Annotated in this window: 10 protein-coding genes; 6 read left to right on the top strand and 4 right to left on the bottom strand. The window is 65.2% G+C overall.

The annotated features are described in order from the left end of the window. Positions 1 to 180: 180 nt before the first annotated feature. The 3 genes from panS (at position 181) to fumC (ending at position 4,517) form a co-directional block, all read left to right on the top strand. Positions 181 to 1,140: a ketopantoate/pantoate/pantothenate transporter PanS gene (panS, locus tag P0D84_RS05270; RefSeq protein ID WP_408333174.1), complete on the top strand. Its 960-nt coding sequence runs from the start codon at positions 181 to 183 to the stop codon at positions 1,138 to 1,140. 370 nt (positions 1,141 to 1,510) lie between these two features. Further along, the gene (locus P0D84_RS05265; RefSeq protein WP_408333172.1) at positions 1,511 to 3,100 is read left to right on the top strand and encodes a phospholipase D family protein; all 1,590 of its coding nucleotides are present in this window, start codon (positions 1,511 to 1,513) and stop codon (positions 3,098 to 3,100) included. Positions 3,101 to 3,116: 16 nt separating this feature from the next. Beyond that, positions 3,117 to 4,517: a class II fumarate hydratase gene (gene fumC / locus P0D84_RS05260; RefSeq protein ID WP_408333169.1), complete on the top strand. Its 1,401-nt coding sequence runs from the start codon at positions 3,117 to 3,119 to the stop codon at positions 4,515 to 4,517. 137 nt (positions 4,518 to 4,654) lie between these two features. Here fumC and P0D84_RS05255 read toward each other — a convergent pair whose 3' ends face one another. The 3 genes from P0D84_RS05255 to P0D84_RS05245 form a co-directional block, all read right to left on the bottom strand. Beyond that, positions 4,655 to 5,161: an acyl-CoA thioesterase gene (locus P0D84_RS05255; protein WP_408333166.1), complete on the bottom strand. Its 507-nt coding sequence runs from the start codon at positions 5,159 to 5,161 to the stop codon at positions 4,655 to 4,657. Between the two features lie 345 nt (positions 5,162 to 5,506). Further along, on the bottom strand, positions 5,507 to 6,901 hold the full coding sequence (locus P0D84_RS05250) for a GlxA family transcriptional regulator (RefSeq protein ID WP_408333163.1): 1,395 nt from the start codon (positions 6,899 to 6,901) through the stop codon (positions 5,507 to 5,509). Beyond that, positions 6,901 to 8,133 (bottom strand): MFS transporter, encoded by a 1,233-nt coding sequence (locus tag P0D84_RS05245; RefSeq protein WP_408339686.1) that lies wholly within the window; start codon positions 8,131 to 8,133, stop codon positions 6,901 to 6,903. Before P0D84_RS05245 ends, P0D84_RS05250 begins: the two co-directional genes overlap by 1 nt. A 31-nt stretch (positions 8,134 to 8,164) precedes the next feature. On the opposite strand from P0D84_RS05245, the gene P0D84_RS05240 reads away from it, so the two are divergent. Continuing rightward, positions 8,165 to 8,494, top strand: a complete 330-nt coding sequence (locus P0D84_RS05240; protein ID WP_408339920.1) for a hypothetical protein — start codon at positions 8,165 to 8,167, stop codon at positions 8,492 to 8,494. 210 nt (positions 8,495 to 8,704) lie between these two features. On the opposite strand, the gene P0D84_RS05235 is transcribed toward P0D84_RS05240, so the two are convergent. After that, complete coding sequence (locus P0D84_RS05235) at positions 8,705 to 8,848, bottom strand: hypothetical protein (protein ID WP_408333160.1); 144 nt, start codon at positions 8,846 to 8,848, stop codon at positions 8,705 to 8,707. A 361-nt stretch (positions 8,849 to 9,209) separates the two neighbouring features. Here P0D84_RS05235 and P0D84_RS05230 point away from each other — a divergent pair, with 361 nt between their 5' ends. Continuing rightward, positions 9,210 to 9,923, top strand: a complete 714-nt coding sequence (locus P0D84_RS05230) for an ArsR/SmtB family transcription factor (protein ID WP_408333157.1) — start codon at positions 9,210 to 9,212, stop codon at positions 9,921 to 9,923. 184 nt (positions 9,924 to 10,107) lie between these two features. Continuing rightward, positions 10,108 to 12,792: a DUF6600 domain-containing protein gene (locus tag P0D84_RS05225; RefSeq protein ID WP_408333154.1), complete on the top strand. Its 2,685-nt coding sequence runs from the start codon at positions 10,108 to 10,110 to the stop codon at positions 12,790 to 12,792. The last annotated feature ends 125 nt before the right edge of the window (positions 12,793 to 12,917 follow it).

Below are 12,917 nucleotides of genomic sequence, written 5' to 3'. Positions count from 1 at the left end.
GACGCCGCCTGGCGCACCTCACGAAGGCCTGCGCCGCCCCACGGCCCCCCCGGCCCGACACCCGCCGCCAAGGCCTGCCGCTCCTCGCGAGTGGCGCCCCGGGCATGCACCGCACTTCGCCGCATGCCGCTCGATCGACCTTTATTTCTCGCCATAAAACATAACCAAGGACCGCCCGTCATGCTTGCTCGCGTCACCCGTTTATTTCCGCTCTGGGCCGTGCTCATTTCGATTTCCGCGTACTTCTCGCCCGCCTCGTTTGCCGGCATTGCGCCGCACGTCACCACACTGCTGACGATCATCATGCTGGCGATGGGCGTCACCCTTTCGGTGGCCGATTTCCAGCGCGTCTTCACGCGCCCCGCGCCGGTGATTGCCGGCATCGTGCTGCATTACCTGGTGATGCCGCTCGCCGCCTGGGTCATCGCCAAGGCTCTGCGCATGCCGCCGGATCTGACCGCCGGCATGGTGCTGGTGGGCAGCGTGGCAAGCGGCACGGCGTCGAACGTGATGATCTATCTGGCGCGCGGCGACGTCGCGTTGTCGGTGACGATCAGCGCGTTATCGACGCTGGTCGGCGTGTTCGCAACGCCGCTGCTCACGCGCCTGTATGTGGATGCATCGATTGCCGTCGACGTGCACGGCATGCTGATGAGCATCCTGCAGATCGTCGCGCTGCCGATCGTGGTCGGCCTCGTCGTCAACCAGTTGTTCAATAAGGCAGTGCGCAAGGTCGAGCCGATCTTGCCGCTGATCTCGATGGTGGCGATTCTGTTGATCATCGGCGCGGTGGTGGGCGGCACGCAGAAGAACATCGCGTCGGTCGGTCTCGTGGTGATGCTGGGTGTGGTGCTGCACAACGGCATCGGTTTGCTCGGCGGTTACTGGGGCGGCCGTTTGCTCGGTTTCGACGAAGCCGTCTGCCGCACCCTCGCCATCGAAGTGGGCATGCAGAACTCCGGGCTCGCCGCGACGCTCGGCAAGCTGTATTTCACGCCGATCGCGGCGTTGCCTGGCGCGTTGTTTTCGGTGTGGCATAACCTGTCCGGCTCGCTGCTCGCGGGGTATTGGGCGGGGCGCCCTGCGAAAGGGTCCACGCATCCGGACGGCGAGCGCGTGTTGAATGCCGAACGCGGGTAACACCATCAAGCGGTTATCGAGCGATGCGCTAGCGGCCCTCGAACGCCGTGCACCGCAGACTTTTTTGCCTTGACTAGCGGCATCTATCCGCACGCCTCCAACGTGCGGATAGAAAGCGCCACGCAAGCTCACAAACCTCGCTAATGCCGCTCGCCTCGGTCTCACGGAAGAACGAAAGCTCGCCGGCCTGATTCCCCTTAGAATGCATTTCTCGACAGCGTGGGCAAGCCCACACGCGCCGCTGTCATGAGAAGCGTGCACACAAGGGGGAAACAGCGTGTCGTGGCATCAAGATCACAACCAGAATCAGACCGCACTGCGCCGCAAGTGCGCGATCAGCACGCCCCGGAGGAAGGCTCCTTTCGGGACAATGAGACATTTCTTCCTGGCGTGCTGCGCAACGGCATGTTTGACCGCCTGCGCCACCAAACCGCCCGCCACCGCGTTCGACCGTCCGGTCACCCACGCACTGCCCGCCACTGAAACAACACCGCTTCACACGGCCCTCGCGCCGCTCGAAGCCACGCATCCGAACCAGTCCGGTTTCCGCGTTCTGTCGAGCGGCACCGACGCCTTGCAGATGCGCATCGCACTCGCGCGCGCCGCGACGAAAACCCTCGACATGCAGTACTACATCGCCAACGAGGACACCACCGGCAAGCTGCTGCTAGGCGCCGCGCTCTACGCGGCCGACCACGGTGTACGTGTGCGCATGCTGGTCGACGATCTGAACTTCAAGGACATCGACCAGGTGATGGCGGGTCTGAACTCGCACGACAACATCGAGATCCGCGTCTTCAATCCGTTCGGCAGCGCGCAGGAAGGCGTATTCGAACGTACCACCAACGTGTTCACGCAAATCGGCCATTTCACGCGCCGCATGCACAACAAGTCGATGATCACCGACAACCAGTTGGCGATCGTCGGCGGCCGCAATCTCGGCGACGAATATTTCAGCGCCAGCGAAACGCTGCAGTTCCGCGACCTCGACGTGCTGGCCGCCGGTCCGGTCGTCGCCGATGTCTCCGCGAGTTTCGACGACTACTGGAACAGCAGCATCGCTTACCCGCTGCGGGTGCTGAACAAACAGAAGTTCGATGCGAAAGTGCTCGACCAGACGCGCGACGATTTACGCCAGCACTGGCGCGCCAACGCCGATCCGTACAACGCGAAACCGTTGAACGCGACACCGCTCGCCTCGCAGATCGCCCAGGATCAACTCGGCTTGACGTGGGCGCCGGCCGAATTCAAGACGGACCTGCCGGAAAAAATCGTGCATCCGTCGCCGGACTATGTCAGCCCGCCACTGCAGCGATTGGCCGAGCTGATGCGCGACGCGCAGAAGGACTTTCTGATCATTTCGCCTTACTTCGTGCCGCACGAATCCGGTGTCAAAGCGGCCGGCGAACTGACGCATCGGGGCGTGCGCATCGCCGTGCTGACCAACTCGCTCGCCGCAACCGACGCGGTGGCCGTGCAAGCCGGCTATAGCCCCTTCCGCGTGCCGCTGCTGCAACAGGGCGTGGAGTTGTATGAATTCAAACCGCAGCAGAATTCGCCGCGCGCCGGTCTCACCGGATCGCGCTCACGCGCCAGCCTGCACGCCAAAGCCTATGTCATCGACCGCAAGATTCTGGTGATCGGCTCGATGAATCTCGATCCGCGCTCAGCCAATCTGAACACCGAGCAGACGCTGGTGATCTATAGCGCGCCGCTCGCCGAACAGGTCGCGCAGATCTTCGAGCACGCCATCGCGCCCGAAGCGAGCTACCGCGTCACGCTCGCGGACCCGACGCAGCTCGCCTATCTCCGCTCGATCGGCGCGCCGCTCTCGCCGCTCGTGTGGACCGATGTCGAAGACGGCACACGCCGCACCTATATTTTTGATCCGCAAGCGGGTTTTTACCGGAACGCGCTAACGGGTCTATTCTCCCTACTACCTGTCAACGCAGAACTTTGAAAAGCGGAGTTGAACCATGACTGAAGACGTACGAATGGAGCGCGACACGTTCGGTGAAATCGCCGTACCGAACGCTCGGCTATGGGGCGCGCAAACCCAGCGCTCGCTGCAGAATTTCCGTATTTCGTCCGAGAAGCAATCGCCCGAACTGATCACCGCGCTGGCCGTCATCAAGCGCGCGGCCGCCGAGGTCAATCAGGGTCTGGGCGTGCTCGACGAGAACAAGGCAAAGGCGATCATGCAGGCGGCCGACGAGATCATCGACGGCAAACACCCCGAGGAATTCCCGCTCGCGGTCTGGCAGACCGGCTCCGGCACGCAGACCAACATGAACCTCAACGAGGTGATCGCGAATCGCGCGAGCGAGCTGCTCGGCGGCGAGCGCGGCGAGGCGCGCAAGGTGCATCCGAACGACGACGTGAACCGCGGTCAGTCTTCGAACGACGTGTTCCCGACGGCGATGCACGTGGCTGCGGCCGATGCGATCGTCAAGCATCTGCTGCCCGCGCTGAAGACGCTGCGCGAGACGCTCGACGGCAAGGCGAAAGCCTTCGCCGGCATCGTCAAGATCGGCCGCACGCATCTGCAGGATGCCACGCCGCTCACGCTCGGCCAGGAGTTCTCAGGCTACGTCGCGCAGCTCGATCACGGCCTTCGTCATGTGGAATCGGCGCTGCCGCATCTGTATGAACTCGCGCAGGGCGGCACCGCCGTCGGCACCGGCTTGAATGCGCATCCGCAGTTCGCCGACAAGGTTGCCGCGGCGATCGGTAAGCTGACCGGCTTGCCGTTCGTCTCGGCTCCCAACAAATTCGAAGTGATGGCTGCGGCCGATGCGCTGGTGTTCGCGCACGGCGCGTTGAAGACCGTGGCGGCCAGTCTGAACAAGATCGCCAACGACATCCGCTGGCTCGCGAGCGGCCCGCGTTGCGGCCTGGGCGAACTGTCGATTCCGGAGAACGAACCGGGCAGCTCGATCATGCCGGGCAAGGTCAATCCGACCCAGTCCGAAGCTTTGACGATGCTGTGCGCGCAAGTGTTCGGCAACGACGTCGCGGTGAATATCGGCGGCGCGAGCGGCAACTTCGAGTTGAACGTGTTCCGGCCGATGATCGCGCACAACGTCCTGCAATCGGTCCGTTTGCTCGCCGACGGCGCGCACAGTTTCAACGACAACTGCGCGGTGGGCATCGAGCCGAATCACGAGCGCATCGATACCTTGCTCAACGAATCGCTGATGCTGGTGACGGCGCTCAATCCGCACATCGGCTACGACAAGGCCGCGCAGATCGCGAAGAAGGCGCACAAGGAGGGCTCCACGCTGAAGGCGGCGGCGCTGGCGCTCGGCTATGTCACCGAGCAGCAGTTCGATGAATGGGTGCAGCCGAAGGATATGGTCGGGCACTCGGCCGGATGATCGACCGTTCGACCGCCGGATAAGCGGCCGCAACCGGGCCCGGCCAGCCGCTTATCCAACATGATTTGAACAGCGGGCCACGCGAATGCACCGATCGCGCGGCCCGCGCCGAAGCAGCCCGCTCAGGCAAGCGCCGCTTAAATCTTCCCCTGCGCCACTTCTTCCGGTTTCAGCTCGACGATTGCGTCGAGTGCTTCCTTCACATCCATCGCGTATTTGGCGAGGCGCTTCTGCTCCTCCGTTTCCGGCACGAACGCCGGCACCGGAACCGGATGGCCGTTCTCGTTGACGGCGACCATCACCACCAGGCAGTCCGTGGTTTGCAGCAGTTCGCCGCCCTTCGGATCGCCCGCTTGCACCGACACGTGAATATGCATGCTGGTGCGGCCCGTCGCCACGACCCGCGCGCGCAGTTCAACCAGGTTGCCAACCAGGATCGGCCGGCGAAAGCGAATATTGCCCACGCTGACCGTCACGCAATAGCGCCCCGACCAAACCGCCGAGCACGCGTACGCGGTCTCGTCGATCCACTTCATCAACGCGCCGCCATGCACCTTGCCGCCGAAGTTGACCGAGCTCGGTTCGGCAAGAAAGCGAAAAGTGGTTTCGGAACGGTCCAGTGGCGCTAAGGCAGGGGTGGTCATCTTGACTCCGGTCAATCGGATGCATTAAAGGAGGCGATTATACGAGCGCAATATTGACTCCGTTGCAGGTCGGATGGGGGTCTCTTGCCGGATGGCGGTCTGGATGGGCTCCGGGCTTTCGTCGAGCTTTCATTTGACGGCTCTTAGGGGCCGGGGGCCTTGCTGGTCGCTCATGGACACTCCTGGTCGCTGTGGGCACTGTGAGACACGCTGAGTCGCCGCTCAGATCGCCCGCGCTGCCGCAGCCGGCAAGCCGCTTTGCCTGATTTGCCTGATTTGCCACTCTGCTCACCGTTCCGCCCGATTGACTAACCCGTTTACTACGCTCCCCGGCTCGCCGCCCGCTCAGTTGGTCTCTATTGCCGCAGAAGCCACCCTGCACTGTGGCTCAACCGCGGACTCGAAACGCTCCCGATACTCGAGCGGCAATACCCCGAAGCGCCGCACAAAGGCGCGCCGCAGGTTCTGCTCGCTGCCGAAGCCGCAGTCGAGCGCAATCCTCTTAAGCGGCCGGCGCGACTCCGCCAGCCCCTGCGCGGCCGCCTCCAACCTGAGTGCCGACACGGTTTTGGCCGGCGTGCGGCCCACTTCGTCGACGTAGCGCCGCGCAAACGTCCGCGGACTCATCTGCGCGCGCTCGGCGAGCCGTTCGACCGACAGGTCGTCGCGCAAATGGACCGCCATCCAGCTATGCAGTGCCTCGAACGGTCCGCCTGCCGAGGCTTGCGCAGCCAGTGCCGCACTAAATTGCGACTGCCCGCCAGGCCGCTTCATGAACACGACCAGCCGCCGCGCCGCCTGCATCGCGACCGTGTGGCCGAGATCTTCTTCGATCAGCGCCAGCGCCAGATCGATACCCGCTGTTACGCCTGCTGAAGTCCACACCACGCCCGCGCCGTCACCTTGACCGACGTCGCGGATGAAGATCGGATCGGCGTCGACCCGCACATTGGGAAAGCGGCGCGCGAGATGCGGCGCATCACGCCAGTGGGTGGTCGCGCGGCGGCCGTCGAGCAGGCCCGCGGCCGCCAGATAGAAGGCACCCGTGCAGACCGAGCAGACACGGCGTGCCTGCGGCGCGCGGCGCCTGATCCACGCGACCAGTTCCGGCTGCAACGTGCAGTGTTGGTCGATCGGGACGCCGGGGACGATCAGCGTGTCGATCGGCTGGCCGTCGAGCGAATCGAGCCGTTCGGTGACGACCGGTAGGCCGGGAAAGGTCTGCAACACGCCGCCTTCGATCGACGCGACGGTCGTGCGATAAGCGATTGGATTGGTGGAATTACCGGTTGAGGGGGGCCCGCCGCTTGAGCCGCTTGAGCTGCTTGAGCTGCTTGAGCCGCTTGAGTTGCTTGAGCTGCCTGAGCTGCCTGAGCCGTTTGAGCTGCTTGAGCTGCTTGAGCTGCCTGAGCCGTTTGAGCCGTTTGAGCCGTTTGAGCCGTTTGAGCCGTTTGAGCCGTTTGAGCCGTTTGAGCCGTTTGAGCCGTTTGAGCCGTTTGAGCCGTTTGCGCCGTTTGCACCGTTTGCACCGCTTAACCCGCTAAACCCGCTTGAGCCGCCTTGCCCCTCGGCTCGATCAACACCGGCCGATCCGCCGACGGCGACAGAAGCAACGGAACCGCCAGGCGCAGCTTCTGCCGCCACAGTCAATTCAGCGCGCCAGAACGCTTCGAGCGGCCCGCACGCATCGAGCAACACGAGCTCAGGCGCGACCGCGAAAACAATATGACGTGCAACCATCAGGAGACCCTCCCGGCAGCTTGCCGCTTGTTCGACCACGCATACCCAAGCGTGGCCAACGCCGCCATCCCAAGCAGCGGAAAAATCGCTGCATTGATCGTTGCCCAGCCGAAGCGCGCAAGCAATTGCCCGGCGAAGAGCGAGCCCAGCGCGGAGAACGCAAAGGTCGTGAATTCACTCGTCGCCTGGGTCTTGGCCCGCTCGGACGGCCGATACGATTGCGCGAGCAGCGTCGAGCCACCGACAAACATGAAATTCCAGCCGACGCCGAGGCACGCGAGCGCCGCATAGAAGTGCGGCAGATCGGTCGAGCGCAGCGCCAACACACCGCACAGCGCCGACAGCGCGATCCCCGCGCCGATCACCCGCAGCACGCCGAAGCGCCTGATCAGCCGCGCGGAAAACAGCGACGGCGCGAACATGCCGACCAGATGCCATTGAATGATCGCCGCGCCGTCGCCGATCGTGTGGCCACACGCGAGCGCGGCAATCGGTGTCGCGGTCATCACAAACATCATGACGGCATAGCCGAGCGCATTGTTGGCGAGCGCGGCGGCAAAGATCGGCTGTCGCACGATCTGGCTGAGCGGCCTGGCCGGCTCGTGAGTCGCAGCCGCGCTCACGGGCGGCGCGGCGTCGCGATACAACAGCGCCAGCATTGCAATCGATGCGAGCCCGAAGCCGGTGACCAGTGCATACGAGCCGGCAAACGCGACCGGCGCGAGCCAGTCCTTACTCCATGCAGCGAGAAGCGGCCCGCAAACGGCCGCCACCACGCCACCGGCGAGCACCGTCGAAATCGCGCGGCTTTTGCCTTCGATTCCAACAGCATCCGCGGCTGCCAGCCGGTAGTACTGCGCGAACGCCTGAAACACACCGACCGTCGCCGTGCCGGCGCAGAACGCCCAAAAACTGTGATGAAAGATCGCCCAGACGGAAACGGCGCCGCCCAGCGCGCCGACGCCCGCGCCGAGCACGAAGCCGGCGCGCCGGCCGATGCGCGCCATCAGGAACGACGCGAAGATCGTGGTCAGCGCGGCGGCGACGGTGATCAGCGAGAACGGCAGGGTGGCGAGCGCTTTATCGTCGGCGAGCGTATAGCCGACCAGCCCGGTCAAGGTCAGATCGATCGAGACAGATGAGGTGTAGAGCGCCTGGCAGACCGCCAGCACGCGCGCGGCACGCCGGCCGTGAGGATCGGAATGGCCAGAGCCGGTTTGACTCGCGGCCAGGGAGGATGTTGTGGAGGAAGCGGTGGAGGGAGTGGCGGACGAAACGGCGCAGGTTGCGGCTGAGGCCGCGGCGCGGGTTGCGGCAGAGGGAGCGGCGGACGAAATGGCGCAGGTCGCGGCAAAGGCAGCGGCGGACGAAACGGCGCGGGTTGCGGCGGAAGCAGCGGCGGACCAAACGGCGCAGGTTGCGGCAAAGTCAGCGGCGGACGAAACGGCGCGGGTTGCGGCGAAGGCAGCGGCGGACCAAACGGCGCGGGTCGCGGCGGAGGCAGCGACGCGGGTTGCAGCACAGGAAGCGGCAGAGGTAGCAGCGGACGGCGGCATCGGTAGGCCTCGGACGGCGGGGGTGGCGATGCCCTGATCGTCACATGGCCCATGATGGCAGGAATGACAATGATGCATCAATTTCAGCCAACCGCCGCACTCACCCTCCCGAAACCCGATCGAATCGGCTTTGAGCCCGCCTTTTGGCCCGCTTTGTTCCCGCGTTGGTCCCGCTTTAGGCCCGCTTTAGGCCCGCTTTAGGCCCGCTTTGGACCGGCTCGGAGTCTGCTTAGGGCCAGCTTCCGGCTTACTTGCGAACCGAAATACCTTCGTCGATCGTGCCGTACATCGTGATGCTGCCGGTGCCTGCACCCGAGTTCGAACCCGAACCACTCTGCGCGCATGCACTAAACAGCAAAACCGCGGCAGCGACGGCAAGAAGAAGTTTCATGAAGCATGTTCCACAAAGACAGAGTTCGATTCTAGCCTGGCGGCCCGTCGCGACTCCAAAGCGACGCTGAAGGACGGAAGCGCCGAAGCACCCAGAGCCACGTGCGCACCGAAGCACCCGATACACGGAGGCATGGATGCATGGAAAACACCAAAGTACCAAAGCACTGAAGCACCAAACCACCAAACCACCAAACCACCAAACCACCAAAACATCGAAGCACGCACCACCCTGCCATGGCCACCGGACCTTCGTAGCCGCCGCATCCGACAATTCACGCTAAGCTGAAACATCGAATACGGCAGCCAGATACAGTGAACTGCATGGCGCCCTACCCGCGCCGCCAACCGGAGACGCCCTGATGCACGCCAATCTCGCAGACGAACAGAACCACTTTCCTGGCTTGAGCCGTATCGGTGCGCTGCTCTCCGACCCCGGCCGCGCCGCAATGCTGTGGGCGCTGATGGACGGCAGCGCCCGCCCGGCCGGCGAACTGACGATGATCGCCGGGCTCTCGCCGTCGGCGGCCAGCGCTCATCTGGCGCGTCTGACCGACGGCGGCTTGCTCGCGCTCGAAGTGCGCGGCCGGCATCGCTATTTCCGGATCGCGTCGCCGGACATCGCCGCCTCCATCGAAGCGCTCGCCAACGTCGCGCAGGTCAGCGCGCCCCAACGAACCGTGCCGCGCCCAGTGCGCACGGTGCCGGTGGACATGCGCTACGCCCGCACCTGCTACGACCATATGGCAGGCGAATTGTCGGTGCGGGTGTTCGAGCGGCTGGTCGACAGCGGGCTGCTGACGCTCTACGGCTCATCGCTCGAAGCCACCGCAGAAGGCGCCGCCCGCTTCGCCGAGTGGGGCATCGACATGTCCGCCCAGAAGAGCCGCCGGCGCCGCTTCGCCTGCACCTGTCCCGACTGGAGTGAACGGCGTCCGCATCTGGGCGGCGCGCTCGGCGCGGCGCTGCTCGAATCCTGGTCGAATCATGGCTGGGTCGAGCATACCGAGCGTCCGCGGATCTTGCGCATCACACCGTCGGGCCACCGCCATTTCGACGCGCTCCTCGCCGCCTGAGCCGCCTTTAACTGAATTGATGCGATTACGGCATTTGCATAATCAGCTTACGAAAGGCCTTATCGAGACCTTTTGTTACACGGTCGCGAGAGGGCCTTACAAAAGTGGGGGCCTTGAAACAAACCGCGCGGGTACAGTGAGTTCCACGGATGCTGCAAGACGCGGCGTCCGTCGGAGATCAATCATGAGAACAGTGACCCCACTCCAACATTCGAAACGCCGTCTCACCGGCTACACGCTGATCGCCGCCGCGGCCTTCATGTTCGCGGCACAAGCCACCTTCGCGCAGGAAGCCGCTCAGGAAGCCGAACCGGCGCCGCCGGGCACTGCCTCACAGAACACCCAGAACACCCAGAACACCGAGAATACCGATCCGCCCGGGCGCATTGCGCGTCTGAACTACACGGCCGGCACCGTCACCACCGAACCCGCCGGCGCGACCGACTGGTCGTACGCACAGATCAATCGCCCGCTCACGACCGGCGATCAGTTGTGGAACGATCAGAACGCGCGCTCCGAACTGCATATCGGCTCGACCGCGGTGCGTCTGGGCCAGTCCACCAGTCTCGACCTGCTGAATCTCGACGACAACAGCGCGCAACTCAAAGTCGCGCAGGGTACGTTGTCGGCGCGCGTGCGTGAACTGGCGCCCGGCTCCACCTATGAAATCGACACACCGAATCTGGCGCTAGGCCTGAACGGCCCCGGCGACTATCGCGTCGACGTCGCGCCGGACGGCAGCAGCACCACGGTCACCGTACGCAGCGGCAGCGTGACCGTCTACGGCGACAGCGGCCAGGTACCGGTCGCCGCCGGCCAGCAGATCCGCTTTACCGGCACCAACCTGCAGCAGATCGCCGACAACGGCGCGCCCGGCCTCGACGGCTTCGATCAATGGGCGGCGACCCGCGACGCAGCGGAAGACCGCTCGGTGTCGGCGCGCTACGTGTCGCGCGACATCCCCGGCTACGAAGATCTCGACGCCAACGGCACGTGGCGCAGCAGCCCGCAGTACGGTGAAGTGTGGGTGCCGCGCGCGACACCCGCCGGCTGGGCACCTTATCGCGACGGCCACTGGGTGTGGCAGGCGCCATGGGGCTGGACCTGGGTCGACGACGCGCCGTGGGGCTTCGCACCCTACCACTACGGCCGCTGGGCCCAGGTCGACGACGCGTGGGCGTGGGTGCCGGGACCGCTCGTGGTCGATGAACCGCCTGTCTACGCGCCGGCGCTGGTCGCTTTCGTGGGCGGCGATGGTGGCGGCGGAGTCGACTGGGGGGTAAATCTGGCGATTGGCGGCGTCGTCGCGGCCGGCGTCGCGTGGTTCCCGCTGGGCCCGGGCGAGCGGTGGCATCCGAACTGGGGCGGTCACAATCACTGGAGCCCGGGTTACTACAACCGCGTCAACAACTACAACCGCAACGTGACGAATGTGACCAACATTCACAACACGTACATCAACTATCGCGTGCCGGGCGGCGTGACCGCGGTGCCGGCAACAGCCTTCGTGCACGGTCAACCGGTCGGCCGCTTTGCCCAGAAGGTCGATCCGAAGCAGTGGCGCAACGCGCGAATCAATCCGGGCGGTCCGGGGATTGCGCCGGTGAAGGAAAGCTTTGGACCTGGCCAGCGTAACGCGAACTACCGTCCGCCTGCCAGCGTGATGGCGCGTTCGGTCGTCGCCACCCGCAGTCCTGCCGTGCCGGCCGCGTACCACGACAGTCTCGCGCAACGCTTTGCGCAGAGCGGCGGACGGGTGCCGGGCGCAGGCGCGCCGATCGTGCGAACCTCGGTGCCGGCTCGCATGGCGGGCGGTCCGGGGGCAATGCCGGTGCAGAACGTGCGGGTCGTCCAGTCGCATCTGGCCGGGCGGACGCCAGGTGCCGCGCCGGGTGCGCCCGGTGCGTCTGGTATGCCGAACGGCATGCAACAGGCGGGTCAGCGGCCGGGCGAGGCATCGGTCAACGGTCAACCGCAACGTGGCGGCGCGGCGCAAGCGCGACCGGGGATGCCGCCGCAAGTCGCCAATGCACGCCCGCAACCCGGCGAGACAGTTCATCCGTCGAATGGCGTGCCGCGTCCGCCGCAAGCTAACGGCGCGAATCCGAACGCTTATGCGCAACCGCACGGCGCGCCGGGGCAAGCGGGTCAGCAACCGGCCGCGGAAGGTCGGCACGAGCCCGCATGGACGCAACCGCACACGCCGATGGCCCAACAGGCGCAGCAGCGCGGCGCCCCGCAGGAACAGGGGCGCCAGCCGGGGGTTCGTCCTGAGCCACAGCAACAGGCTCAGCGTCAACCGGAAGCGCAGCCGCAGCGTCCGCCTGAAGTACACGCATCGCCACAGGAGCCCCGGCCGCAACCGATGCAACCGATGCAGCAGGCGCAGCAGGCGCAGCAGGCGCAGCAGGCGCAGCAGGCGCAGCAGGCGCAGCAGCAGCGTCAGGAATATCATCCGCAGCAGCAACAGGCAGAGCAGCCGCGTCCTGAGTTCCGTCCGCAACAGGTCCAGCAGGCTCGCCCCGAGCCGCAGCAGATGCAGCAGCCCCGCCCTGCACCTGGTCCACAACAGGTACAGCAGCCCCGCCCTGAACCAGGTCCGCAGCAGGTGCAGCAGCCCCGTACTGAAGCGCGTCCACAGCAGGTTCAGCAGTACCGCCCGGAACCGCGTCCGCAACAGGTTCAACAGCCCCGTCCCGAACCGCGTCCGCAGCAGGTACAACAGCCGCGCCCTGAACCGCGTCCGCAGCAGGTACAACAGCCGCGCCCTCAACCGCAGCATGTGGAACAGCCTCGTCCCCAGCCGCAGCCGCAGCACGCCGAACAGCATTCAGGCGGCGGCAACCGTGACGAGCATCACAAAGGCTAAGGGGTTACGCGCGCAGCGAAACGCGCTGACAACTTGATGGCCGGAAAGCGGCAAGAAAAAACCCCCGCGATTCACTCACATCGCGGGGGTTTTTCTTTGAGCAGGCTGCGAATCGACGCTCAGAC

The organism is Paraburkholderia sp. RL17-337-BIB-A (assembly GCF_046025895.1).
GTDB classification, from domain to species: Bacteria; Pseudomonadota; Gammaproteobacteria; order Burkholderiales; family Burkholderiaceae; genus Paraburkholderia; species Paraburkholderia fungorum_C.
This window is presented reverse-complemented; position numbering and strand designations above follow the sequence as displayed.

Bases quoted from the DNA above. Each gene is read 5' to 3' on its own strand.
- panS (WP_408333174.1), top strand. From the start codon at position 181: ATGCTTGCTCGCGTCACCCGTTTATTTCCGCTCTGGGCCGTGCTCATT.
- P0D84_RS05265 (WP_408333172.1), top strand. From the start codon at position 1,511: ATGAGACATTTCTTCCTGGCGTGCTGCGCAACGGCATGTTTGACCGCC.
- fumC (WP_408333169.1), top strand. From the start codon at position 3,117: ATGACTGAAGACGTACGAATGGAGCGCGACACGTTCGGTGAAATCGCC.
- P0D84_RS05255 (WP_408333166.1), bottom strand. From the start codon at position 5,161: ATGACCACCCCTGCCTTAGCGCCACTGGACCGTTCCGAAACCACTTTT.
- P0D84_RS05250 (WP_408333163.1), bottom strand. From the start codon at position 6,901: ATGGTTGCACGTCATATTGTTTTCGCGGTCGCGCCTGAGCTCGTGTTG.
- P0D84_RS05235 (WP_408333160.1), bottom strand. From the start codon at position 8,848: ATGAAACTTCTTCTTGCCGTCGCTGCCGCGGTTTTGCTGTTTAGTGCA.
- P0D84_RS05230 (WP_408333157.1), top strand. From the start codon at position 9,210: ATGCACGCCAATCTCGCAGACGAACAGAACCACTTTCCTGGCTTGAGC.
- P0D84_RS05225 (WP_408333154.1), top strand. From the start codon at position 10,108: ATGAGAACAGTGACCCCACTCCAACATTCGAAACGCCGTCTCACCGGC.